At 57.7% G+C, this 22,758-nt stretch carries 27 protein-coding genes; 11 read left to right on the forward strand and 16 right to left on the reverse strand.

What is annotated here, in order from left to right:
- Nucleotides 1–49: 49 nt before the first annotated feature.
- The gene (locus GRI35_RS03640) at nt 50–1,141 is read right to left on the reverse strand and encodes a sel1 repeat family protein (protein ID WP_160612915.1); all 1,092 of its coding nucleotides are present in this window, start codon (nt 1,139–1,141) and stop codon (nt 50–52) included.
- Nucleotides 1,142–1,267: 126 nt separating this feature from the next.
- A complete protein-coding gene (locus GRI35_RS03645; RefSeq protein ID WP_160612916.1) occupies nt 1,268–1,687 on the reverse strand; it encodes a VOC family protein in 420 nt (139 codons plus the stop codon).
- Nucleotides 1,688–2,034: 347 nt separating this feature from the next.
- Here GRI35_RS03645 and GRI35_RS03650 point away from each other — a divergent pair, with 347 nt between their 5' ends.
- From GRI35_RS03650 to GRI35_RS03665, 4 genes are read left to right on the forward strand one after another with little or no spacing between them, the layout of a single operon-like run.
- The gene (locus GRI35_RS03650) at nt 2,035–2,703 is read left to right on the forward strand and encodes a glutathione S-transferase family protein (RefSeq protein WP_160612917.1); all 669 of its coding nucleotides are present in this window, start codon (nt 2,035–2,037) and stop codon (nt 2,701–2,703) included.
- The gene (locus GRI35_RS03655; RefSeq protein WP_290258947.1) at nt 2,661–3,593 is read left to right on the forward strand and encodes a S1/P1 nuclease; all 933 of its coding nucleotides are present in this window, start codon (nt 2,661–2,663) and stop codon (nt 3,591–3,593) included. Before GRI35_RS03650 ends, GRI35_RS03655 begins: the two co-directional genes overlap by 43 nt.
- Complete coding sequence (gene dapE, locus GRI35_RS03660; RefSeq protein WP_407985041.1) at nt 3,590–4,726, forward strand: succinyl-diaminopimelate desuccinylase; 1,137 nt, start codon at nt 3,590–3,592, stop codon at nt 4,724–4,726. Before GRI35_RS03655 ends, dapE begins: the two co-directional genes overlap by 4 nt.
- Nucleotides 4,726–5,046, forward strand: coding sequence for a hypothetical protein (locus tag GRI35_RS03665; RefSeq protein ID WP_160612919.1), 321 nt, complete (start codon nt 4,726–4,728; stop codon nt 5,044–5,046). The genes dapE and GRI35_RS03665 overlap by 1 nt, the downstream gene beginning before the upstream one ends.
- A gap of 2 nt (nt 5,047–5,048) precedes the next feature.
- On the opposite strand, the gene nth is transcribed toward GRI35_RS03665, so the two are convergent.
- Nucleotides 5,049–5,699: an endonuclease III gene (nth, locus tag GRI35_RS03670; RefSeq protein WP_160612920.1), complete on the reverse strand. Its 651-nt coding sequence runs from the start codon at nt 5,697–5,699 to the stop codon at nt 5,049–5,051.
- Nucleotides 5,696–6,424, reverse strand: coding sequence for a 4-hydroxy-tetrahydrodipicolinate reductase (gene dapB / locus GRI35_RS03675; protein WP_160612921.1), 729 nt, complete (start codon nt 6,422–6,424; stop codon nt 5,696–5,698). Before dapB ends, nth begins: the two co-directional genes overlap by 4 nt.
- A gap of 35 nt (nt 6,425–6,459) precedes the next feature.
- Here dapB and GRI35_RS03680 point away from each other — a divergent pair, with 35 nt between their 5' ends.
- Together GRI35_RS03680 and GRI35_RS03685 are read left to right on the forward strand one after the other, a co-directional pair.
- The gene (locus GRI35_RS03680; RefSeq protein WP_160612922.1) at nt 6,460–7,182 is read left to right on the forward strand and encodes an NAD-dependent deacylase; all 723 of its coding nucleotides are present in this window, start codon (nt 6,460–6,462) and stop codon (nt 7,180–7,182) included.
- Between the two features lie 11 nt (nt 7,183–7,193).
- Nucleotides 7,194–7,628: a hypothetical protein gene (locus tag GRI35_RS03685; protein WP_160612923.1), complete on the forward strand. Its 435-nt coding sequence runs from the start codon at nt 7,194–7,196 to the stop codon at nt 7,626–7,628.
- A gap of 5 nt (nt 7,629–7,633) precedes the next feature.
- On the opposite strand, the gene GRI35_RS03690 is transcribed toward GRI35_RS03685, so the two are convergent.
- The 4 genes from GRI35_RS03690 to mutM all read right to left on the reverse strand — a co-directional run bounded on the left by GRI35_RS03690 (nt 7,634) and on the right by mutM (nt 11,773).
- Nucleotides 7,634–8,404, reverse strand: coding sequence for a HesA/MoeB/ThiF family protein (locus GRI35_RS03690; protein ID WP_160612924.1), 771 nt, complete (start codon nt 8,402–8,404; stop codon nt 7,634–7,636).
- Nucleotides 8,405–8,509: 105 nt separating this feature from the next.
- Entirely contained in the window at nt 8,510–9,952 is a 1,443-nt protein-coding gene (dnaA, locus tag GRI35_RS03695; RefSeq protein ID WP_160612925.1) for a chromosomal replication initiator protein DnaA, read from the reverse strand.
- A 456-nt stretch (nt 9,953–10,408) separates the two neighbouring features.
- Nucleotides 10,409–10,669, reverse strand: a complete 261-nt coding sequence (gene rpsT, locus GRI35_RS03700; protein WP_160612926.1) for a 30S ribosomal protein S20 — start codon at nt 10,667–10,669, stop codon at nt 10,409–10,411.
- A 288-nt stretch (nt 10,670–10,957) separates the two neighbouring features.
- Nucleotides 10,958–11,773, reverse strand: coding sequence for a bifunctional DNA-formamidopyrimidine glycosylase/DNA-(apurinic or apyrimidinic site) lyase (gene mutM, locus GRI35_RS03705; RefSeq protein WP_160612927.1), 816 nt, complete (start codon nt 11,771–11,773; stop codon nt 10,958–10,960).
- 55 nt (nt 11,774–11,828) lie between these two features.
- Between mutM and GRI35_RS03710 the strand changes: the two genes are divergently transcribed.
- Together GRI35_RS03710 and ubiB are read left to right on the forward strand one after the other, a co-directional pair.
- Nucleotides 11,829–12,560 carry a class I SAM-dependent methyltransferase gene (locus tag GRI35_RS03710; RefSeq protein ID WP_160612928.1) on the forward strand — a complete coding sequence of 244 codons (732 nt, stop codon included), beginning with the start codon at nt 11,829–11,831 and terminating at the stop codon, nt 12,558–12,560.
- Between the two features lie 4 nt (nt 12,561–12,564).
- Nucleotides 12,565–14,121, forward strand: a complete 1,557-nt coding sequence (gene ubiB, locus GRI35_RS03715; RefSeq protein WP_160612929.1) for a 2-polyprenylphenol 6-hydroxylase — start codon at nt 12,565–12,567, stop codon at nt 14,119–14,121.
- Here ubiB and GRI35_RS03720 read toward each other — a convergent pair.
- On the reverse strand, nt 14,118–14,522 hold the full coding sequence (locus GRI35_RS03720) for a DUF4345 family protein (protein WP_160612930.1): 405 nt from the start codon (nt 14,520–14,522) through the stop codon (nt 14,118–14,120). The genes ubiB and GRI35_RS03720 overlap by 4 nt on opposite strands.
- Nucleotides 14,523–14,660: 138 nt before the next feature.
- On the opposite strand from GRI35_RS03720, the gene GRI35_RS03725 reads away from it, so the two are divergent.
- Genes GRI35_RS03725 through GRI35_RS03735 form a run of 3 tightly spaced genes read left to right on the forward strand, consistent with a single transcriptional unit; the run spans nt 14,661 to nt 17,057 of the window.
- Nucleotides 14,661–16,277 (forward strand): bifunctional phosphopantothenoylcysteine decarboxylase/phosphopantothenate synthase, encoded by a 1,617-nt coding sequence (locus GRI35_RS03725; RefSeq protein WP_160612931.1) that lies wholly within the window; start codon nt 14,661–14,663, stop codon nt 16,275–16,277.
- Nucleotides 16,270–16,716 (forward strand): dUTP diphosphatase, encoded by a 447-nt coding sequence (gene dut / locus GRI35_RS03730; RefSeq protein WP_160612932.1) that lies wholly within the window; start codon nt 16,270–16,272, stop codon nt 16,714–16,716. The genes GRI35_RS03725 and dut overlap by 8 nt, the downstream gene beginning before the upstream one ends.
- Nucleotides 16,716–17,057 carry a hypothetical protein gene (locus GRI35_RS03735; protein WP_160612933.1) on the forward strand — a complete coding sequence of 114 codons (342 nt, stop codon included), beginning with the start codon at nt 16,716–16,718 and terminating at the stop codon, nt 17,055–17,057. The genes dut and GRI35_RS03735 overlap by 1 nt, the downstream gene beginning before the upstream one ends.
- A gap of 19 nt (nt 17,058–17,076) precedes the next feature.
- Here GRI35_RS03735 and GRI35_RS03740 read toward each other — a convergent pair whose 3' ends face one another.
- From GRI35_RS03740 to secB, 7 genes are all read right to left on the reverse strand, one after another.
- A complete protein-coding gene (locus GRI35_RS03740) occupies nt 17,077–17,448 on the reverse strand; it encodes a VOC family protein (RefSeq protein ID WP_160612934.1) in 372 nt (123 codons plus the stop codon).
- 15 nt (nt 17,449–17,463) lie between these two features.
- A complete protein-coding gene (locus GRI35_RS03745; protein ID WP_160612935.1) occupies nt 17,464–17,991 on the reverse strand; it encodes a DUF4199 domain-containing protein in 528 nt (175 codons plus the stop codon).
- 93 nt (nt 17,992–18,084) lie between these two features.
- Nucleotides 18,085–18,510, reverse strand: coding sequence for a response regulator transcription factor (locus tag GRI35_RS03750; protein WP_160612936.1), 426 nt, complete (start codon nt 18,508–18,510; stop codon nt 18,085–18,087).
- A gap of 89 nt (nt 18,511–18,599) precedes the next feature.
- Complete coding sequence (locus tag GRI35_RS03755) at nt 18,600–19,316, reverse strand: DUF4136 domain-containing protein (RefSeq protein ID WP_160612937.1); 717 nt, start codon at nt 19,314–19,316, stop codon at nt 18,600–18,602.
- Nucleotides 19,317–19,458: 142 nt separating this feature from the next.
- Nucleotides 19,459–20,487, reverse strand: coding sequence for a tryptophan--tRNA ligase (gene trpS, locus GRI35_RS03760; RefSeq protein ID WP_160612938.1), 1,029 nt, complete (start codon nt 20,485–20,487; stop codon nt 19,459–19,461).
- Between the two features lie 36 nt (nt 20,488–20,523).
- Nucleotides 20,524–22,095, reverse strand: a complete 1,572-nt coding sequence (gene murJ, locus GRI35_RS03765) for a murein biosynthesis integral membrane protein MurJ (protein ID WP_160612939.1) — start codon at nt 22,093–22,095, stop codon at nt 20,524–20,526.
- Nucleotides 22,096–22,123: 28 nt separating this feature from the next.
- Nucleotides 22,124–22,648, reverse strand: coding sequence for a protein-export chaperone SecB (gene secB / locus GRI35_RS03770; protein ID WP_160612940.1), 525 nt, complete (start codon nt 22,646–22,648; stop codon nt 22,124–22,126).
- Nucleotides 22,649–22,758 lie beyond the last annotated feature (110 nt).

Here is a 22,758-nt window from a genome sequence, read left to right on the forward strand (position 1 = left end):
GCGACTAACGTGCCGCGGCTTCTTCTCGACCTCTGAACCGGTTGCTGTATTATTTATTGCAGATGCGCCTGCCGTCCTTGACGTAACAGCGAAGCGGGGTGTTGTCCTTGATGAATATTTGACGTTGGCATTCGCTATTGCATGGCAACACACCAGTGCTGCTGCTTGCTGCACTCGCGGCTGCACGCTGGTTGGCCCGTCTGGAAAGCTCGCTGCTCGCCAGTCTGCCCGCTTTCGTGCCGGAGTAAAAATTCTGGACTGAGTAAAGATCATTCTGTCCCAAATCCCGCATCCGGCCCGCCGCAGCAGCGCTTTCGACGGCATAGCGTGTAGCCGCCGGTGATCGCGCCTCATTGACGGCATAGGATACCGATGCGCCCCAATCGCCAGAACTGATGCCTTGATCGACCATAAACATATGCCAGGCATTGACGGCGCCTTGCTGGCCCACGCGGCTGGCCATTGTGCCGATATTGGCCAGTCCTGCGCAATAGACTGTCTGCCGTGCATCACAGGCTTTTTTATTCATCGCATAGAGATCAGCGGACCGCTTTGCCGCTTCGAAATTGTCCAGCGTATTGATCACGTCACTGCCTGCAGTACAGGCAAGCAATAGCCCCAGATCGCAGGCTTTGCGGGCGAACTGGAGGCCTTTATCAAGCTGATATGAAGGCGAGTCTGGAGTTAAAAGCAATAGGGTCATGCCGTAGCAAGAGTTTACCAGATTCTGCGCGCAGCCCGGCTCGGCGAAAGCGCGAATGCGGCGATAATCCACGTAAGAGCCACTCCATTCACCCACGAAGCCGCCCGATGCCACCAGCGAACCGTTGTCGCACGTGGCCATTGCGCCGGCTTGGCAGGATTTGCCGAACACAGAATAGAAGCGGGCGCTATCGTTCAGCCCATATTTGTCCTCCAGCAAGATGGGCCATAACGCATCACATGCAGGCACGGAGCCGCGTTCGCAGGCGGGTTGGAGATAGTCTGCTGCTTGGCGAAATTGGCGCTTCGCAATCATTGCCTCCGCTTTGGCAACACAGGCTGCCATTGCGCTATTTTCGCGGCATTCGATGGCTGCATTTGAGGCAGTTTGCGCTTGGACCGGAGACGTGCCGAACAGATATGCCCCGAACAGTATCATTGCAGCGCCGCGCGCTACTGAATTGAGTATCGAATACAAGACGTTCAACTTCCTCCGGTTTTGCATTTGTACATCTAAGGGAACGAACCCAAACGCGTCAAAGAGTATACTCCCATCATGCTGCTCTCAACCGGCGAACAGCATATCGTCGCTGGCAAAGGCTTTCATTTCCAGCGCGTTGCCTGCCGGATCGCGGAAGAACATTGTCGCTTGTTCACCGGGTTTGCCTTCGAAGCGGATGGTCGGCTCGATTTCGAACTGTGTGCCTGCTTCGCGCAGTTTTTCGGCTAGTGCTTTCCAGTCCTCCATTGCCAAGACAATGCCGAAATGCGGGACGGGGACGCCGTGGCCATCGACGGGGTTCTTGAGCGCGTCTCCGCTGCCATCTTCGGAGAGATGCGCCACGATCTGGTGACCGTAGAAATTGAAGTCGATCCATTGATTTGATGACCTTCCTTCCGCGCAGCCGAGCAGACCGCCGTAAAACTCGCGCGCTGCAGCAAGATCATTGACGGGAAAGGCAAGGTGGAACGGGCGTAGGGTCATGCAGTCACTCCGTCGCCCCTGCGCAGGCAGGGGCCTAGATAAGAGTTCTATCTGGCAGGTCGATGCAGTTTGGCAAGAGCACCGATAATTACGAACCCATCTAGATCCCTGCCTGCGCAGGGATGACGAGTAAGCATTTTCCTACATCACCGATTTTCGTCATATCATCGCGAATGAACCCCGACGAAGCCCGCCAATATCTCGACGCCTATCTTCGCGCGTTGCGGACCCCTGCGAACAGCAGAATTTTGTCATTGGACCCTGTTCCATCCGTTCCACGTGTTCAGGCTCGACACCGAAAGGATGAACGCCTATCGCGCAATTCGGTGGGACAAAAAGGTGGAACGATGAAGCTGATCATCGGCAACAAGAACTATTCAAGCTGGTCGCTGCGCGGCTGGCTGGCGGTCAAGCAATCTGGTCTCCATTTTGACGAGATCCTCGTCAATATTGGCGGCGAGGAATGGGCGACTGCCAAGAAGGAATCGGGCGAGATTATGCCTGCGGGCAAAGTGCCGATCCTGTGGGATGGCGAGACGGTGATCTGGGATAGTCTCGCGATTATGGAATATTGCGGCGATAAGGTCGGCCGCGACCGCTTCTGGCCCAAAGATGAAACCGCACGCGGTATGGCGCGATCCATGGTTGCCGAAATGCACAGCAGCTACATGTCGCTGCGGCGCGAATGCCCGATGAATATGCGTAAGCGTTTCGACGGCGTAAATATCAGCGAGGATACCAAAGGCGATATCGTCCGCATTCTGACGCTGTGGGCAGAGGCGCGGGCGCGCTTCGGTCAAGGCGGTCCCTATCTGTTTGGAACCTTCGGTGCAGCCGACATATTTTACGCGCCAATTGTCAGCCGTTTTCTGACGTATGGCATAGGCGTTCCCGGGTTTGCCGAGGCTTATATGCAAGCGATATGGGAACATGAATGGATGCAGCAATGGCTGACCAGTGCAGAGGACGAGCAGTGGGTACTCGAACAATACGAAACGAACGCTTCGGCAAAATAGGCAGCTTTTGTGCTGCGTTAGCGCTAGTCTTTTCGAGCCTGATCCCGTCACAAGCACTTGCATGGGGCGGGTACGGGCACCGGACCACCGGCGAAATTGCGCTCGCCAATGTGAAGCCGGAAACACGCCGCGCGATTGCCCAATTGCTTGAATATGAAAAGCAATTGGGCACGCCCGAATGCCGGTTGGCGACCCTCGCCGATGCGACGGTTTGGCCAGATTGCGTGAGGCGGACGCGTTGGCGTTGGGGCTACACCGCAGCATGGCATTATCGCACAACGCCCATTTGCGAGGCCTATGAGCCGTGGAAAAACTGCAGCGGCGGCAATTGTGTGACCGCGCAGATCGAGCGCAGCCAGCGCTTGCTGGCGGATGAGAGTCTCCCGGCACATATCCGTTTGGAAGCGCTGGCCTTTATGGTGCATTTCGTAGGCGATATTCACCAGCCGCTGCACTCGGGCGATAAGAGCGACCGCGGCGGGAATGACCGCGATACTGCTTACGGCATCATCCCCTATATGAACCTGCATTGGATATGGGACGGCCCGCTGGCAGAGCGCGCGATAAGCTCAACCCAGCGCCCGATCGCACGCCGCTATAGCATGGACGAATTGGCTGAACTGGGCGCATCGCGCGATGATTGGGGCACAGCTGCCGATTGGGGCCGCGAGAGCTGGCAGGCGGCGCGTGATTTTGTCTATCCCAACGCGTTCGACACGGATCCGTGTGCGAGCGATTTGCCCAATGAAACCGCACTGACACAGGAAGATATCGTTGCGGCTATTCCGCTCGTGCAGCGACGTATCCGGCAAGCGGGCCTGCGCATGGCGGCGATGCTGGATCAGGCCTTTGAGCCGGGCGCGCTGCCCGAGCCGGAGCGGCGCAGATGACCGCCAAACAGATGACTGACGCCATATCTCTCGCCGAAAAGCTGATCGCCGCGCCCAGCGTAACCCCGGCAACGGGGCTGGTATTCGATGTGATGGAGGCGATGCTGGAGCCGCTGGGCTTCGAAGTGCACCGCTTTGTGAAGGGCGAAGCGCCAGATGGTCCGGTGGAAAACCTGTTCGCGATCCGGCGCGGGCCGGACGGGTCGAAGCACTTCGCCTTTGCCGGGCATCTGGATGTCGTGCCTCCGGGCGAAGGCTGGACCAGCGCACCCTTCGCGCCTGAGCGGAGAGGCGATCTGCTCTATGGTCGCGGCGCGGTGGATATGAAGGGCTCGATAGCCTCTATGGTCGCGGCTGTGGCCGAGGTGCCTGCTGAGGCCGGAACAGTGAGCTTTATCATCACTGGCGATGAGGAAGGACCGGCTGTCTACGGCACCCGCGCGCTGATCGACTTTATGCAGGAACGCGGTGAAACGCCCGATTTGTGTCTTGTCGGTGAGCCGACATCCGTAAACCAGCTCGGCGATATGATGAAGATCGGGCGGCGCGGATCGGTCAATATCTGGCTCGAGGTCGAAGGCACGCAGGGCCACGTTGCCTACCCGCATCTGGCCGACAATCCGCTGCCCAAGCTGGTCGCGATCCTGGCGGAACTGGATGCGCTGGTGCTCGATGAGGGGACCAACTGGTTCCAACCGTCCAACCTCGAAATCACCGATCTCGAAGTCGGCAATCCGGCGCATAATGTGATCCCGGCAGTAGCCAAGGCGCGCATCTCGATCCGCTTCAACGACACGCATAGCGGTGCGTCATTGTCGGAAACTGTCAGCGCAATAGCCGAGAAGCACGGCGGCGTGGCCAAGCCGGTTATCTCGGGCGAACCCTTCCTGACTCCCCCGGGCGAGTTCAGCCAAATCATCGCTGATGCAGTGAAGGCCGAGACCGGCATTGATCCAGAGCCATCGACCACTGGCGGCACATCCGACGCCCGCTTCCTGCGCGCAGTCTGCCCGGTGATCGAATTCGGACTGTGCAACGCGACCATGCATAAGCGCGACGAAGCGGTGGCAATGGCCGACCTGGAAACGCTCGCGAAAATCTACGCGCGGATCGCGAAGGCTGTGCTGGGGTAATGTTTAATTCCGAGCCGGAATTCGAAAAGCGAGAGGCCGTTGTGCGTTACGCCATCGGCGGCGTTTTGGCGCTGCTCGCTCCGTTTCTAATTATCGCCGCGATCATCAGCCTTCCGGATCGCCATTCCCTAGTTGTATTCATCCCATGGTACGGCTGGCTGCTCGGATTGTTGCTCATCGGAATTGTCGGGATTCATCTACTGCCGGTAAAGCAATGGACAAAGGCGGCGATGACAGCTTGCTACGTACCGGGAGGCGCTTTTGTGTTTGCCGGTTTCTTTCTTTCATATGCGTGCGCATTCTATGGAGACTGCCTCTAGCGTCACCGCCCCTTCGGCTTCTCGAGCACCTTCTTCCGGAAGCTGCATAGATCGGTCAGCCCGCAGCGCCAGCATTCGGGCGTGCGCGCCTTGCAGACATAGCGGCCGTGCAGGATTAGCCAGTGATGTGCGTGCAGGCGGAAGGGCTGCGGAACGCGTTTATCGAGCTTTGCCTCGACCGCCTCGGGTGTTTTGCCTTTGGCCAGACCGGTGCGGTTGCCCATTCGCAGAATATGCGTATCGACCGCGAACGTCTCCTGCTTGAACCAGCAATTGAGCACGACATTGGCGGTCTTGCGCCCGACACCGGGCAGTGTGACCAGCTCGTCACGATCATCGGGCACTTCGCTGCCATAATGATCGATCAGCCGCTGGGAGAGCAGAATGACGTTCTTCGCCTTCGAATTGAACAGCCCAATCGTTTTGATGTGCTCTTTCAGCCCCTCTTCGCCGAGCGCGACCATCTGCTCGGGCGTTTTGACTTCCGCAAACAACCTCCGCGTGGCCTTGTTGACGCCAACGTCAGTCGCCTGCGCCGACAGCGCCACCGCCACGACAAGCTGATAGGCATTGCCATATTCCAGTTCGGTCTCCGGCTCGGGATTGTCTTCGGCCAAGCGGCGGAAAAATTCAAAGATCTGGTCTTTGGTCACAGGTCAAGAACATCCGGCATCGCGTACCGTCCCGCATCCTTGCCCACGAGCCACTCAGCGGCCTTCACCGCGCCGCGCGCGAAGATCATGCGGTTTTCGGCGTTGTGAGTCAGAGTGATACGTTCTTCGTCGCCTGCAAAGGTGACGCTGTGATCCCCTGCGACGGTGCCGCCGCGCAGGGACGCAAAGCCGATGGCACCGCGTTCGCGCGCGCCGGTCTGTCCGTCTCTGCCGCGCTCGGATTTTGCGGCCAGATCGATGTCGCGGCCATTGGCGGCGGCTTCGCCCAGCAACAGGGCGGTACCCGAAGGCGCATCGACTTTCATCCGGTGATGCATTTCGACGATCTCGATATCCCAATCGTCGCCAAGTTTTGCTGCGGCTTCCTCGACCAGATGGGCTAACAGTGTGACGCCCAGCGAAGTATTGCCGGTTTGCAGGATCGCGGTTTTCTGCGCGGCGGTATCGATGGCCGCATGGTGCGAAGCTTCCAGCCCGGTCGTGCCGATGACCATGGGAATACCCGCGCTGACGGCAGCGTCCAGATTGGCTGACAATGCGACAGGTGCGGAGAAATCGACCAACACATCCGCCTTGGCAGCTAGCGCGCCCACATCATCGCCCTCGTCCGCGCCGCCTGCATACTCATGCCCGGCATCCGCGATGGCTTGTTGCAGAGCCCTGCCCATCCGGCCTTTGCTGCCGATTATTCCGATCGTCGTCATTGCTTCTCCACTTCGCTCTGTGCTTCATGGGGGACATGGGCGGTAACCGCAATATTGTGATTTTGACCGGCGCTGGTGTGAGTGCTGAAAGCGGTATCGATACGTTCAGAGACGGCGGAGGGCTGTGGGAGCAGCACCGCGTTGAAGATGTTGCGACGCCTGAGGCATTTCAACGCGACCCCGATCTGGTGCTACGTTTTTACGATAAGCGGCGCGAGGCTGTTCAAACGAAGGAGCCCAATGCCGCCCACAATGCGCTGGCGCGACTGGAAGCGAAATGGGGTGGCGATGTCCTGATCGTCACGCAGAACGTCGATGATCTGCATGAGCGCGCCGGTGCCAAGAATGTCCTGCATATGCATGGCGAATTGCTCAACGCATGGTGCACCGCCTGCGATGCACGCTCGCGCTGGACTCGGCCCATGATCGATCGGCCAGCATGTCCTGCATGCAGCGCTTCCGCGCTTCGCCCTGATATCGTTTGGTTTGGTGAAATGCCGTACCGGATGGAAGAAATATACGGAGCGCTGCGGCAAGCCGATCTGTTCGTCTCGATCGGAACATCGGGTGCGGTCTATCCGGCGGCAGGTTTTGTCCGCGACGCCCGAGAGTTGGGGGTCGAAACTCTGGAACTCAATCTGGAGCGGAGCGAGGGGTCGAGTTGGTTCGATGAAACGCGGCTTGGTCCGGCGACTGAGATTGTCCCGGCTTGGGTGGATGAAGTGTTGGCGCAAGCGCTCGAAAGCGGGATTCGGTAGTGGCGAGACGATTGGAACTTCAAGGCGTCGCCAATGATCTTCTGGCAACTTTCATCAGTCGCTACAATCAGATTGACGGATACTGGGCGTTAGGAAAATTTCAGTCCTTCCTTTCCGATGGCGCACATGGTTCAATCATCATTGATCTGATAGCAACCGATCGCATAACATCGGCGTATGAGAAGTTTCCGGAGACTAATCGGTACTACTCTGGGGCGATGGTGAGGATTGCCGAGTCAAAGGGGATACCTGTTGATTGGATTGTTGCTGGCTCAATTGAAGTGCGATCACTCTCAAAATATGAACTGCACTGCCGAGCGCAGTTGACCGCAGATAACGGGCGCAAGTTTGCATCAGAGGCTCTTGTGCAGGCGAACAAGCATAGTCCTGCTGAGTTCAGGAGCGCCAGCGATATCACTGGCCCAAGCAATCAAAGAGGGCAGTGACTTTCCTATGCTTGTGAGCAAGCCCGGCACTCCGGATCCTTCGAAATTGTCAGCGTCCGCATCGCTGGCTTGAGCCCGTCGAGCATATGGAGCTTGCCCCAGCCCGGGTCGCCCAATGCGGATTTACCATCCAGTAGAATGCGTATTGCTTGCATCGCGGCAAAGCTGCCTGCCCATCCGGCCATCGCGCCGAGCATGCCGTCATCCGCACAAGTGTCGCAATCATCGGCGTCGAATGCATCGCCGACATAACAGCGGTAGCAGGCGTGATCCGGCAGATGTCCGGCGAAGGCAGCGACTTGTCCTTGGAAGCGCCCTACCGCGGCGCTGAGGAGCGGAATATCCATCGCGACGCAGGCATCCGACACCGCGAGGCGAGTCGCGAAATTATCGGTCCCGTCGAGGACCAGCTGAGAGCCTTCCAATATCGCGCGGACATTGTCTCCGGTGATCCGGTCATCGCGAACATCAACAGCAATATGCGTGTCAAAATTGGCGAGCCACCGACGTGCTGCGACTGCCTTCGAATGCCCAATGTCCCGTTGTGTGTAGATGGTCTGGCGCTGGAGATTCGACAATTCGACATCGCCATTATCGATCAGCGTCAGCCGCCCTATCCCCGCGCCCGCCAGATATTGCAATGCGGGACTGCCAATACCGCCAAGCCCGACCACGGTAATTTGCGCATCGGCGAGCGCAACCTGACCTGCACCGCCGATCTCAGGGATCACGATATGACGCGCAAAACGGTCGAGACGTTCGGGTGAGAGGCTCATACTCACTCCATAACGTCATTCCCGCGCAAGCGGGAACCCAGAATGTCTGGCAGTGCGAATTATCCTAGGTTCCCGCTTGCGCGGGAATGACGAAGAGTAGTGAACTCAGCTTTCCAGCTGCCGCAGCAGGCTCCGCACATCGCCGTCCATATCTGCATCACGTTTGCGCAGATCTTCTATCAGGCGGACAGCGTGGATAACGGTCGAGTGGTCGCGGCCACCGAATTTGCGGCCAATCTCCGGGTAGCTGCGCGGTGTCAGTACTTTGGAGAGATACATCGCGACCTGGCGCGGGCGAACTACAGCGCGCGCACGGCGTTTGCTGCTCATTTCGCTGCGGTCGATCCGGTAGAATTGGCATACGGTCCGCTGGATTTCATCAATCGTAATCCGGCGGCGGTTGGCCGAGAGAATATCGGTCAATTGTTCTTCGGCCAATTGCAGTGACACGGTCTGGCCGGTCAGCTGCGCATAGGCGATCAGTTTGTTGAGACCGCCAACCAGCTCGCGCACATTGCGGGTGATAGTGCGGGCCAGAAATTCGATCACATCGGCGGGCACTTCGAGCGGAGCAAAGCGCGTGAGTTTCGATTCGAGAATCTTGCGGCGCAATTCGATATCGGCAGGAGCGATGTCCGCGACCAGACCCATCGACAGGCGGCTGAGCAGACGCGGCTCGACACCGTCCAATGCCTGCGGTGCACGGTCCGCAGCGAAGACGAGGCGTTTGCCCTCGGCCAGCAGCGCGTCGATCGTGTAAAGCAGCTCTTCCTGAGCCGATGCCTTGCCGATGATAAACTGGATATCATCGACCAACAGCAGATCGAAGCTGCGCAACCGCGCTTTGAATTCGATCATCTGGTTTTGTTTCAGAGCCTGAACGAACTCGACCATGAACCGCTCGGCAGAGCAGTAGAAAATGCGTGAACGCGGGTGCGCGGCCAAATAGGCGTGGCCGATGGCGTGCATCAGATGTGTTTTGCCCTGACCGGTCGCAGCTTTGAGATAAAGCGGGCTGAATTGCGGCGTCTCGGTCGCGGCCATACGCTGCGCAGCGTTGCAGCCCAGAATATTGGTCTCACCAGTTACGAAGGCGGCAAAGGTCAGCGAGGGGTCGAGGCCCACCGAAGACGTAAAGCCTTGCTCACCGATTGTGCCTGCAGCGACAGCGATCATCGACGAATCGCCGCGATCATTGGCTGCGCGGGGCCCGCCCGCATAATCGCCGCTCAGATTCATATCGGGCAGCTTGCGGCGGCCCGGGTGAACTTGAATGCGGACATTGCGAATGTCGCTCTTGGCGATTTTCCAGGCAAGCGAGAGACGGTCAGCGAACCGGTCCTGCACCCAATTGGCGGAGAATTCGGTTGGCAGATAAAGATCGAGAGTGCCGGTATCTTTGCAGAAGCCGCCAACCTGAATCGGCTTGATCCACTGGCTGTGCAGTTGGTGCCCCAAATCCTTCCGCAATCCCTGGCTGATATCCGACCAATCGGCAGCCAGGTTCACTGCTTCAAGATCTTCGGTGCCATCCTTTTTCGTTGCCATTACTTTGCCCAAATCCCGCAAATGCCGATCACGAATGCCGGCTTGTTATGTACCCAAGCATTGGAAGACAAATGGCATAGCACTGCCACGTCCCGGAATCGGTTGATCCGGGCTCCCCCCATTGCACAAATTCTATAAAGCTCCGGCTGTCCGGCCCTGAGCACGCAACTAGTTATGAACGCCTGAGGGCTTGAAGCAAGGGGGGATATTGCAAAAAATCTGAAATATTTCGGTTGACTCGTCGCAACCCCGCAGGCCTCCGTTTAACAGGCTGTTTACCCTGCATTTTCGCCATATGCGCGCGCGAATCGTGGAGTCACCTAGGGTTCTGGAGGGCGACTCAGTCGAACCGTCCGAGTCTTCGCACTGCAACAAAAAAGGCCGATGCCATTGGCACCGACCTTCATGTGTTTTTGCATGTCACAAATGGAGCGAATCGCTCCACCATGGACCGAATCAGAGGGCTGCTACTCGCTTCGAGAGGCGCGACATTTTGCGTGCCGCAGTGTTTTTGTGCATCACGCCGCGGGCTACACCACGCGCCAGCTCAGGCTGAGCGACTTTAAGAGCTTCCGCTGCAACTGTCTTGTCGCCGCCTTCGATGGCGCTTTCGACTTTCTTCACGAAACCGCGGATGCGGCTCATGCGCGCGCCATTGATTTCAGCGCGGCGATCGTTGCGACGGATGCGTTTACGGGCTTGCCGAGTATTGGCCATGTCTGTCCTTTATCGGGCCGCCACAAGAGCGGCCGGAATTCTTTAATTGGTTCGTTCGGAAACGGCAGTTACCCGCCGGAAAGCGCGCCCTTTACCGAGGGAGGCGTGAGTCGTCAATCCTTGTTTGGTTTGTTTAGCCTCAAGCGCCGGCGTGCCCATCCGGGCACTTGGCTGTCCTCGCTTTCGTTCCCTGACGGTCACTTCGCGCAGTTTATCCTGAGCGGCTGTTGCAAACAGCCAGCCGGATAGCTTGCGCCCGGCGCTTGAGGCCAAACATAAAGGCTCCCCTCACTTCTGACATTTCGGGCAATACCACGTACTGCGCCCGCCTTGCTCGATTCGCCGGATTGTTCCGCCATCGCTCCTGTCACATGGCTCGCCCTCGCGTCCATATACGGCAAAGCGGGTTGCGAAATAGCCGAGCTCGCCGTCAGGCTGCGCGTAGTCTCTTAACGATGATCCGCCATCTTTGATCGATTGCTGAAGCACTGCAACGATTTGGGGGATTAACCTAGCCAGCATCGGTGCCGACACTTTGCCGCCAGCTTTGGTCGGGCGAATACCGGCCCGATAAAGCGCTTCGCATACATATATATTGCCGAGACCGGCCACGATCCGCTGATCGAGCAAAAGCAGTTTGATCGATTGCGACCTGCCTTTGATGGCCTGTTTCAAATGGGCGACGGTCAAATCAGGCCCGAGAGGCTCCGGGCCAAGCGATGCAATGGACGGCCACTCGTCCAATGCGTTGGTAGCAACCAGATCGACCCAGCCAAACCGCCGTGGATCACACAGCGCAAACTGATGATCCGCAGTACCGATCACCAGATGATCGTGCTTGTCGGGCTGTTCCGGATCGATCCGCCAGCGGCCGCTCATACCAAGATGGAATATGAGTGTCGTATTGCGGTCGGTATGGATCAGACCATATTTTGCGCGGCGGCCCAACCCCGTTACAGTCGCACCGGTCACCATCTGGACCAAATCAGTGGGGAAGGGCTTGCGCATATCAGGGCGATTGAGCGTGACCCGCTCGATTCGCTCTCCATCCAGGAACTTCGCAAGGCCGCGAACCGTTGTCTCGACTTCTGGTAATTCAGGCATTGCTGCTCCCTAACACCCTTTGCGTGCACCGCAATTGCCCCTAAGGACCAACCCCATGAGCGATACAGTTTCTTTCGGCTACAAAGACGTCGATGTCAGCGAGAAGACCGAGCTGGTGGGTGAAGTCTTTTCCAAAGTCGCCGCCAAATATGATCTTATGAACGATGTTATGTCGGGCGGGATGCACCGTGTGTGGAAAGACCGGTTTGTCCGCCGCGTAAAACCGCAACATGGCGAGAAAATCCTCGATATGGCGGGCGGCACAGGCGACATTGCCTTCCGCATGGCGGAGCACGGCGCGGATGTGACAATATCCGATATCAATCAGGAAATGCTCGATGTCGGCATTGAGCGCGCGATGGAGCGCGGCATTGATGGCCTGGTATGGTCGCGCCAAAATGCGGAGGAGCTCGATATCTCCTCGCGCACCTATGACGCTTATACCATCGTCTTCGGCATCCGGAATGTCACACATATCGACAAGGCACTAAAGGAAGCGCACCGCGTATTGAAACATGGCGGGCGGTTTTACTGCATGGAATTCTCGACCACGGAATGGCCCGGCTTCAAGGAAATCTACGACGTCTATTCGCATAAGGTCATGCCGCAGATGGGCAAACTGATCGCGCAGGACGAGGAAAGCTATCGCTATCTCGCCGAATCGATCCGCCGCTTCCCGCCCATGCCGAAATTCGAACAGATGATCCGCGATGCAGGCTTTAGCCGGACCAAGGTAGAGCCGATTTTCGGCGGTGCGGTTGCAATCCATTCGGGTTGGAAGATCTGATCCAGTGACTCGTCCGGTGACGCATATCTGGCGGCTTCTCAAATGGGGCCGGACTCTGGCGAAGCACGGCGCATTGCGCGGTATCGAGGCCGATCCCAACACGCCGCGCCCGGTCAAACGGCTTGTGCGGCTGGCGCGGTTCGGGACTTTCCAGCCCAAAACACCCGACTATGCCAGCGCCTTTCGTGCGATTGGTCCGGCGGCGATCAAGCTGGGTCAAACGCTGGCGACCCGGCCCGATATTGTCGGTGAAGAAGCCGCGAATAACCTGTTGTCTCTGCAGGATGATTTGCCGCCGGTGGATTTTGCGGAAATCGAAGCGAGCATAGCAAGCAGCTTCGCCCAGCCTATCGACACGCTGTTCAGCAGTATTGATCCCGAGCCCATCGGCGCGGCCTCCATCGCGCAGGTCCACCGCGCAGTGACGACCGATGGCAAGGATGTTGCGGTTAAAGTCCTGCGTCCTGGCATTCGCGAGAAATTCGAACGCGATTTGCAAACCTATCACTGGGCTGCAGCGCATCTGGAAGCGATGGGCGGTGAGGCAGAGCGTCTGCGCCCGCGGCTGACTATTGCCAATTTTGAGCGCTGGACCAATCGCGAACTTGATTTGCGGCGTGAGGCGGCCTCGGCCAGCGAGCTCGCCGAAACAATGCGCGCGATTGATGGTTATGAAGTGCCCGATATCGACTGGGACCGGACCAATGGCCGGGTGTTGACGGTTGAGTGGGTCGATGGCGTCAAGATAAGCAAGCGTGATGAATTGATCGCGGCGGGCCACGATATGGACGAGCTGGCCAACCGGCTGGTTTTGGCCTTCCTGACACAAGCCATCAGCGGCGGTTTCTTCCATGCGGATATGCACCAGGGCAATCTGTTCGTGAAAGCGGACGGTACGATTGTCGCGATTGATTTCGGGATTATGGGTCGGATCAACCGGCAGGCACGGGCCTGGCTTGCGGAGATTCTCTACGGACTAACCACCGGCAATTATCAGCGCGTCGCCGAGATCCACTTCGAGGCGCAATATGTGCCGAGCTATCACGATGTAGGCGAATTTGCGACGGCGCTGCGTGCGGTTGGCGAACCGATGCGCGGCAAACCGGTGAGTGAGCTCAGCGTCGGGCAGATGCTCGACGGTCTGTTCGCGATCACCCGTGATTTCGACATGCAGACGCAGCCGCATTTGCTGCTGCTGCAAAAGACCATGGTGATGGTTGAAGGGATCGCGACGCAGCTTAATCCCGAGATCAATATGTGGGATACCTCTGCGCCCTATGTCCGGTCATGGATCCGCGACGAGCTTGGACCGGAGGCCGCGATTGCCGACCGGATCAAGGAAGATACCGATACGCTGATGCGCATTCCCGCACTGATCCGCCGGATCGAGGATCAATTCCCGCCGAAAGGCGGCGCGCCGGAACAAGCGCCTTTGCCCGATGTCCCGCTGATGTGGGAAAAACGCCGCAGCGAAGGGCGCAGCTGGCTTGGGTACGGACTTGCAGCGCTCGCAGGAGCTGGGACGATTTTTGGCGCTATGTCGGCAGGGTGGATCGGTTAGTCACCATCGGCGATGCCATCGGCAACGGAATGCGGGAGGATTCTGCTGCCCAATAGTGTAACAACTACAATCACGGCTTCCACCATCATCGGCTGAAAAAATTGATCATCAGTCCCGTGGGTGAACATCGTTATGAGCCGCCCAAGCAGTGCGCATCCCATCATAAATGCCGGGATCAGCAAGATGTCGCCATTGCGCTTCCACGCGCCGTAAAGCATCGACAGACCGGAAATCATGAAAAATGCAGTCATGTCGCCGCGTATGGCACCAATCCCGGTGTTGCTGGTCGCGCTGATGCCAAAATCTGCACCCTGCGATTCGGGTGAGATCAGGAATCCCAAGCCGATAAAGCAGAAAAGCAGTCCGCCCAAAAAGATGATCGCCGTCAGAAATAATCGCATGATGAAGTCCCCCTTGTGGCCATGGTTTATAGGCGGATAAGGATATTCAGCCACTGAAAACTTAACCACCGAACGGCAGGGCTGGCGGCTTCGCGCGTCCGCCGCTAGTCTGGCGTTAATGATAATGAGGGTTTTGCAATGAGCGCGGGGACTGTCCGCAAGGTACTGCTCGTCGTGGGTGGGGGGATCGCGGCCTATAAGAGCTGCGAGCTGGTACGCCTGATCCGCAAGGGCGGCGTGGAAGTAACCTGCGTTATCACTAAAGGCGGCCAGCAATTTGTAACGCCGATGTCGCTCGCGGCGCTGAGCGAAAACCCGGTCTATACGACGTTGTGGGACCTCAAGAACGAAGCCGAGATGGGCCATATCCAGTTGAGCCGCGAGGCCGATCTGGTTGTCGTCTGCCCCGCCACCGCGGATCTCATGGCTAAGATGGCAACGGGCATTGCCGATGATCTCGCTACGACATTGATCCTTGCAACCGATAAGCCCGTCATGGCGGTCCCCGCTATGAATGTGCGGATGTGGGAGCATGATGCTACCCAGCGCAATGTTGCGTGGCTGAAGCAGGCCGGTGTCCACGTGGTCGATCCCGATGTCGGCGCGATGGCGTGCGGCGAGTTTGGCCCGGGCCGTTTGCCTGATCCGGAGATGATCTGGCTTGAAATCGCGGATTTGCTCGGTGTTGATCCAGGCGATGTCGGGGCACAGGAAATCGGCAAATTTGTCGAACAAGCGGAACCAGAGCCAGAGCCAGAGCCGAGAGGCGGTTTGGGCGGCCTGCTATCGTCGCTGATCCCGCGCAGTACGCCGAAGCGGACTGAAGATGAAATTGAAGCGCAATGGTCCGAAGAGCAGATTCAGGAAGAACCGGGCGAAGTCGATGACAGCGCTGGACCGGTTCTTGCAACGAAGGGCCGCGCATCATCTGCTCCGCCAACCGATCCGGAAGCGACCAATCATACGGTGAAGACCGGAGCGGGCGAGGCTGCGCCTGAGCCACTCGAAGGGGACGAGCAGCCGGTTGCTGTGGGCGATGATCCACTTGCAGGGCAGCCCGATTTCGATGAAAATCCCGAGCACCGTCCGCTGTACGGCAAGCATGTGTTGATCACCGCTGGGCCAACGCGCGAGCCGATTGATCCCGTCCGCTACATTGCCAATCGCTCTTCAGGCAAACAGGGCTTTGCGATCGCCGGGGCTGCTGCTGCGGCAGGGGCGCGGGTCACTTTGGTGGCTGGGCCCGTGTGGCTCGATACACCGCCCGGGGTTGACCGCATCGATGTCGAATCTGCGCGCGATATGGCCGATGCGGTGAAGAAAGCTCTGCCCGCTGATGCAGCGATTATGGTGGCGGCTGTGTCCGATTGGCGCAGCAAGGATACGTCCGAAGAAAAGATCAAGAAGCGAGGCTCTGCGCCGCCGGCACTGATGTTGACCGAGAACCCTGACATTCTCGCGAACACCGCGGCAGGCGGAAAGCGCCCCGGGCTACTGATCGGTTTTGCAGCCGAAACCGAGGACGTTATCGAGAACGCCAAAGCCAAGCGCAAACGCAAGGGCGTAGACTGGATTGTCGCCAATGATGTTTCGTGGAGTGATGGCAAGAGTGTGATGGGCGGCGCGGATAATCGTGTGCATATCGTCACCGCTAACCGTGTCGAAAGCCTCGAAGAAATGCCAAAAGCCGATGTGGCGCGCGCGCTGATAGAGCGCGTGGCCGAGGCTTTGGAAAAAGAGGATGACGATGACTAATCCGGTTGGGGTACAGGTAAAACGGCTCCCGCATGGCGAGGGACTCGAACTGCCCGCCTATGCGACCTCGGGCGCAGCGGGAATGGATGTTCTGTCTGCCGAGGACGTGACGCTTGAACCGGGTATGCGGCATGCTGTTGCGACGGGCCTGTCAGTGGCGATCCCCGATGGGTACGAGATCCAGGTCCGTCCTCGCTCCGGCCTCGCGTTCAAATTTGGCGTCACGGTACCCAACACGCCCGGCACAATCGATTCCGATTATCGCGGTGAGCTCAAAGTGCTGATGATCAATCACGGCACGGACGCATTCCCGATCAAACGCGGCGATCGCGTGGCGCAATTGGTGCTGGCACCGGTGACGCAGGCGCAGTGGCATGAGGTCGCCGAACTGGATGACACCGAACGCGGCGCTGGCGGCTTCGGGTCGACGGGGCGCTAATGTTCGATCTTGGAGCGATGAGCGCGGGCGGCTTGCTTTTGCTTCTGCTGGGCTTACTCATCTGGATTGTTCTGCTTGTATGGCTGTCTGAACGTATCTTGCGCTTTATCGGCCTGCGGACAGCGTGGGGACCGCTCGATCCGCGCAATATGATCGGCGCGTTCCTGCTGTTGACCGGGGCTATTCATCTGGGAAATTATGGTCTGGATCTCATCGAGCAGAGCATGAGCGACGGCGCGAATACGGCCTCTCTCACATTCCCGAGCGCCTTCTTGATCGGTTCGGTCGCGATCGGTGTAGGCATTGCTGCCGTGCGCCATTGGCAGCGGCAGAAGAAATAGCAGGTTGGCACCATCACGGTTAGACGTGCTGATCGATCAGGATCGAATTTCCATCGGGATCAGTCAAAGCGATATGCGCCGGACCGGTTTCGCAAGGATCGGCTTCCCTGTCGAGATTGACGCCCGCTTCCTTGAGCGACGCCTGAATGACGCGAATGTCATCGAATGAATCGAGAATTTCGGCCTTTTGATCCCAACCGGGGTTGAAGGTTAGGACGTTGGACGGAAACATGTCTTGGAAAAGGCCAATCACCGTCTCCCCGTTTCTCAGCATGACCCAATTTTGACTCTCGTCGCCGTGAAATTTCTCGAAGCCGAGCTGCTCGTAAAACGCTTTGGAAGCGGCGATATCCTTGACGGCTAAGCTGATAGAAAAGGCACCTAGTTTCATAACGTACTCCTGGTTTTAGCGTGCGGGCAGAATCTTTGGATTTTGAAGAAGGGCGGCTGAGATCAATGAAATTATGAAACCGACCGGGAAGATTTCCATGAATGTCATCGGCAAGCGGTGGTGCGGCTTTGCGTACGAGGTTTTCAGCTCCTCCATTTCTGCGATGAATGAGGCCATGGTTCGCGCGTCAGCGCCGTTTGCCTGTTTCGCTTCGATCAATCCTGCAGTGTAATCATGTATGAATCTGAAATCGGTGCTTGCGAGATAGGCTTCCCAAACCGCGACATACATCACCGCTGCTATGGCAGAGATGCCCAAACCCATTCCGAAAGCTGGGAGGAAGCTGATCACTCCTCCGAACTCTAAATCGCGATGGCGTTTAATACCGACAAAGATCATCGACATGCCGACAATCATTATCAAATAGCCAAAATATTCGCTGGCGAAAAAGCTGGCATTACCGCCTGTGGTGATGCCAGCCAGCATCGCCAATATGACCAACACGCCAGACATGACGCCGTAAATTACCATTGCTCTCAACATCAGGCTTTCCTCGATTCGTCGTCTCTACCGATGGATGAGCCGTGACAGATCAACAATCACCCTCATGGGTGATTTGCCTCGAAATCGGCGAATTCAGGCGATTAGCTGCAACGATTTGGCTTTTTCGATTGCTCGCATACGCCGGTCGACTTCCAGTTTAGAGAACAGGCTGGCAACGTGAGTTTTGATGGTATTGGGCGAGATATCGAGTGCGCGCGCTATCTCTTTATTGGTTTTTCCGCTCGCAATTGCTTCCAACACTTCCAGCTCTCGGTCGGAAATTTTAAGCGAGCGGAGTGCAGCGTGATTGCGCTCGAAACCTTGTGGAGCGGCTTTTCGTGTCAGCCGATTGCCCACCCATACGCCGAGCGATATGAACGCGAGCGCAAGAAACGCGATATAAGCGTCTGTCCCGAACTTGCCGGTGAGATGGCCGTATTCGAACCAGTTAAGCGCGAAGGCTGCGACAGCAAAAAGAGCCGCATATAGTACTAGAGTGTGCCAATTTCTCGAGGACATGATTATGGAGCGTTTGCCACCGGCGCAAACAAAAGAAAAGGCGGGCCGTCTCCAGCCCGCCTTCCAAATCTTAATCTAAAGGCGCCGTCTCAATTCACGCGGCGAACTTTGGTTTCTTCCGGTTTGATCGAGATACGCAGTGTCTCGCCCGAATTTCCTGGGAAGTCGGTGAACATCGCCTCGACCAGATTGGGGACCAGGTACTGCAGGCGGTTGGAGGTCGAGACCGCTTCGGCCTTACCTTCAAACAGGCGGGTGCCGTCTGCTGCGTTGTCGATCTTCATATCCACGCCGCTGGTGTACACCGTGTAGCTACGTACTTCCGGCCCGCCGAACCAGGGATCATAGAAGCCGTAGCCCCATGCGCCTCCAAAACCGAGGCGGCTGCGGCGATAGAAGCGGTTGTGGTAACCGAGACGCGACCGGTAGAACGGCCGGTATGGCCCCCACGCGCTATAGAACGGATCTGCGAACCCGGTCGAGCGAACCCGCTCGCGGCCGTTATCGACCCCGTAATCGAAACGAACCAGCAGATTGGCGGTCTCGGGCGTGCCTTGCACATAACCAAGCCGTGCCATCTGTGCTTCAACCAGATCGGCGTAGAGCGAAAACTCGAGCCCGCCAGCGAGCGCCGGATCATCGGCGACAACGGCAAAGGTCTGGCCTTGCGGTGCCGGGAGTTGGCTCTGGAAACGCGATACATCGGCGTTGAAGCCACTTGTCGCACATGCGCCAAGGCTGACCAACAGCAATGGTACCATGGCCATTTTTGCGAAGCGTTTCTTCGTTGGTGTCTTATTCGACATGTGATGCGCCCTTTCGAATTCTGAGTGCCAGCGCGGCGTCCCCAGACACACTATGGCTGTCACTTACCGCCCATATTGTAAAGGCTGCGTCTGAACTGACTTTGAACAGTTTGGGCCAAAAAACGTTTACTTTTCAGTGCAGTCAGCCGCGAACAAGCCCCAATGCCTTGTATGTATTGTCGAGCGTCCTGGCGCCGCGCTCGCGTGCTTTGGCTGCACCGCGGGCGAGAATCGCGTCGAGCGATTCGCGGTCTTCCTTGAGCTCGCGGAAGCGGGCGGAGATGGGGCTGAGCGTTTCCACCAGCACTTCACCGAGCGCGGGCTTGAACTTTCCAAAGCCTTCGCCTCCGAACTGACCGAGTACCGCCTCTACGCTTTTGCCGGTGATCGCGGCATAGATAGTGACCAGATTGAGCGCTTCGGGACGGCCTTCCAGCCCGCCCGCTTCAGATGGCAACGCATCTGCATCGGATTTGGCCTTTTTGACCTTCTTCATGATCGTGTCGGCATCGTCGGACAGATTGATCCGGCTCATTTCCGACGGATCCGATTTGCTCATTTTCGCGCTGCCATCGCGCAGGCTCATGATCCGCGCAGCCTGCGGCGGGATATAGGGCTCGGGTAGAGTGAAGACTGGCGCGTCATCTTCACAGAAATCATTGTTGAATTTCTGTGCAATGTCGCGGGCCAGCTCGAGATGCTGTTTCTGATCGTCGCCCACAGGCACATGTGTCGCTTGATAGAGCAGGACATCGGCAGCTTGCAGCACGGGATAGCTGAACAGAGCAAGGCTCGCACCTTCGCGGTTCTTGCCGGACTTGTCCTTGAACTGCGTCATCCGGTTGAGCCAGCCCATCCGTGCGGTACCCGTCAGCAGCCATTGCAATTCGGCGTGGGCCGGAACCTGCGCCTGATTGAACAAGACCGATTTGTCCGGATCGATCCCGCACGCAACCAACGCCGCGACCATTTCCAAAGTACCAGCTTTCAGCTCGGCCGGATCATGCGGCATCGAGATCGCGTGGAGATCTGCGAGGAAGAACAGGCATTCGCTGCCCTCTTCTCCGCTGGCAGCAATATCATCCTGCATTTTCACCCAATTGCGAATCGCACCGAGGTAATTGCCGAGATGGAGGTTGCCTGTGGGTTGGATGCCAGAAACGACTCGCATTATCTGTCCTAAATGTTGGTGGGCGAAGCGGTGTGCTCAGCCCTGGCGCCGCATAAGCCGAGCAATCGTCGCGCGGTCAAGCACTCCCAATGCAATCGCGGCAATTCCAAAGGAGACGATGCCGGTCAGCACCACCGCTGCGATGCTACCGGCTTTCTCGACAGAGCTGCCCGAGAAGTAGGGATCGAGCACTGGCATAGTGAACCATAATGCCGCGCCCATGATTGCCGCCGCCGCCGCGATCCGGGCGAGCCTTCCGACAATTCGCCCAGTCAGATGGAAGTAGTCTCGTTTGACCAGAATGATGTAGAGCAACGTCACATTGCACCATGCGCCGACTGCTCCAGCAATTGCCAATGCGAGAACGCCGTAAGTTGGAACCAGTACGATATTCAGCCCGACTGTCACCACGAGCGACGCCGCTGCGGTGTAAACCGGCGTGCGCGTATCTTTCCGAGCGAAGAAATTCGGGGTGAGCACTTTGATTAAGACATAGGCGGGCAAACCAATGACCAGCCCCGAAACTACCGTGCCGGTGATGAGTGCATCCTCATTGGTGAAGGCGCCGCCACCGAAAAATACGCGGGTAAACGCGCTCCCCGTTATGAACAACGCCACTGCGGCAGGCACAGTCAACAGCATCGCCAATTCGACCGCGTTGGATTGCAGGCGCTGTGCCTCTTCACTTTCCTCGCGCGACAAATAGCGCGACAGAGCGGGCAAGATTGCTGTGCCGAGGGCAATTCCGATAATGCCGAGCGGTAACTGGTTCCAACGGTCCGCCATGGCGAGATAGGTGTAGCTTCCCACGGGCAAAGTTGAGAGGAAGAACAGGTCGATAAAGCGGCTGATCTGGTAAACGCCCGCGCCGAAGATTGCCGGGACCACCAGAATGCCCAATTCCTTCACACCGCTGGTTACCTTGGGCGCGACCAGACCGATCCGGAAGCCCGCTTTGCGCATCCATAGAATGAGCCACACCAATTGCAGAAAGCCCGATAGCGACAGCGCATAGGCCATGAATGTCGCGGTTTCGCGGCGCGCGGCAATACTGCCGTCGAGCGTTGCTCCATATGATAGCGCCGCAATCAGGCAGATATTGAGCAGGATCGGCGCAGCGGCGGCGGCCGCAAAGCGCGACAAGCTGTTGAGCACAGCGGCGAACACGGTCGCGAGGCTCATAAACAGCAGATAGGGGAAAGTGATCCGCGCCATCATTGTTGCGATAGCCAGGCTATCGCCGTCTTCAGCCAAGCCGTCAGGGGCGAAATATTCGACCACCCATGGCATCACCATCAGCGCAATTGCGCCGAAGACAATCAGGATTGGTAACAATACCGCCAGCACGTTTTCGGCAAAAGCGCGTGCCTCGCTGACATCGCCGTCTTCTTTCATCCGCCGGTTGAACAGCGGAACAAAAGCGCTGGCAAAGGCGCCTTCGGCAAATAAACGCCGGAAGATATTGGGCAGCATGAAGGCGAGCTGCCACGCATCGCCCATGGCAGTCGCACCCAGCACGCGCGCAACAAGAATGTCACGCACGAAGCCGAACAGGCGGCTGACCGCAGTCAGACCGCCGATAGTTCCGACGTTTTTGAGCAGGCTCATCGTCTAGCGCCCGCTACCATCCAGTCGCTTACGCGTTGCCTGCTGGCGCGCCGCCAGCTTCGGCGTCTTGCTGGGCCTTCTGCTGCAATTGCTGCACATACAGGCCGTTAAAGTCGATCGGATCGAGCGTCAGCGGCGGGAAACCGGCATCACGCGATGCATCGGCAATAACGCGGCGTGCAAACGGGAACATCAGGCGCGGAGCTTCGGCATACATGAACGCATGCATTTGCTCGTCCGGTAGATTGCGCATTCCGGCGAGGCCGCAATAGGACAGCTCGATCAGATAAGCGCTGCCTTTTTCGCATTTGGCAGTGACATTCACTTTCAGTTCGATCTCGTGGATTTCTTCATTGATCGGCTTTGCGCCGATGTTGAATTGGAGATCGATATGCGGCTGGTCTGTCCACTGGAAACTTTCCGGTGCGTGTGGATTTTCAACCGAAAGATCCTTCACATATTGCGAGATAATCCCGGCAACCGGGCTGGTATCTTCGCCATTGGGTGCAGGGTCCATATTCAGGTCGGTTAGTACGTCGCCTTCGTCGGCCATATCGTTTAGTCTTTCATTCTGGTTAGGTTGCTGCTCGCATGTTGCGAGCTTGGCCGCGCGCCTAGCATTCAAGCGCTGCCCCCGCAACGTGTCACGCACCTGGTCAGGCT

The organism is Pontixanthobacter aestiaquae (genome assembly GCF_009827455.1).
Taxonomy (GTDB): domain Bacteria; phylum Pseudomonadota; class Alphaproteobacteria; order Sphingomonadales; family Sphingomonadaceae; genus Pontixanthobacter; species Pontixanthobacter aestiaquae.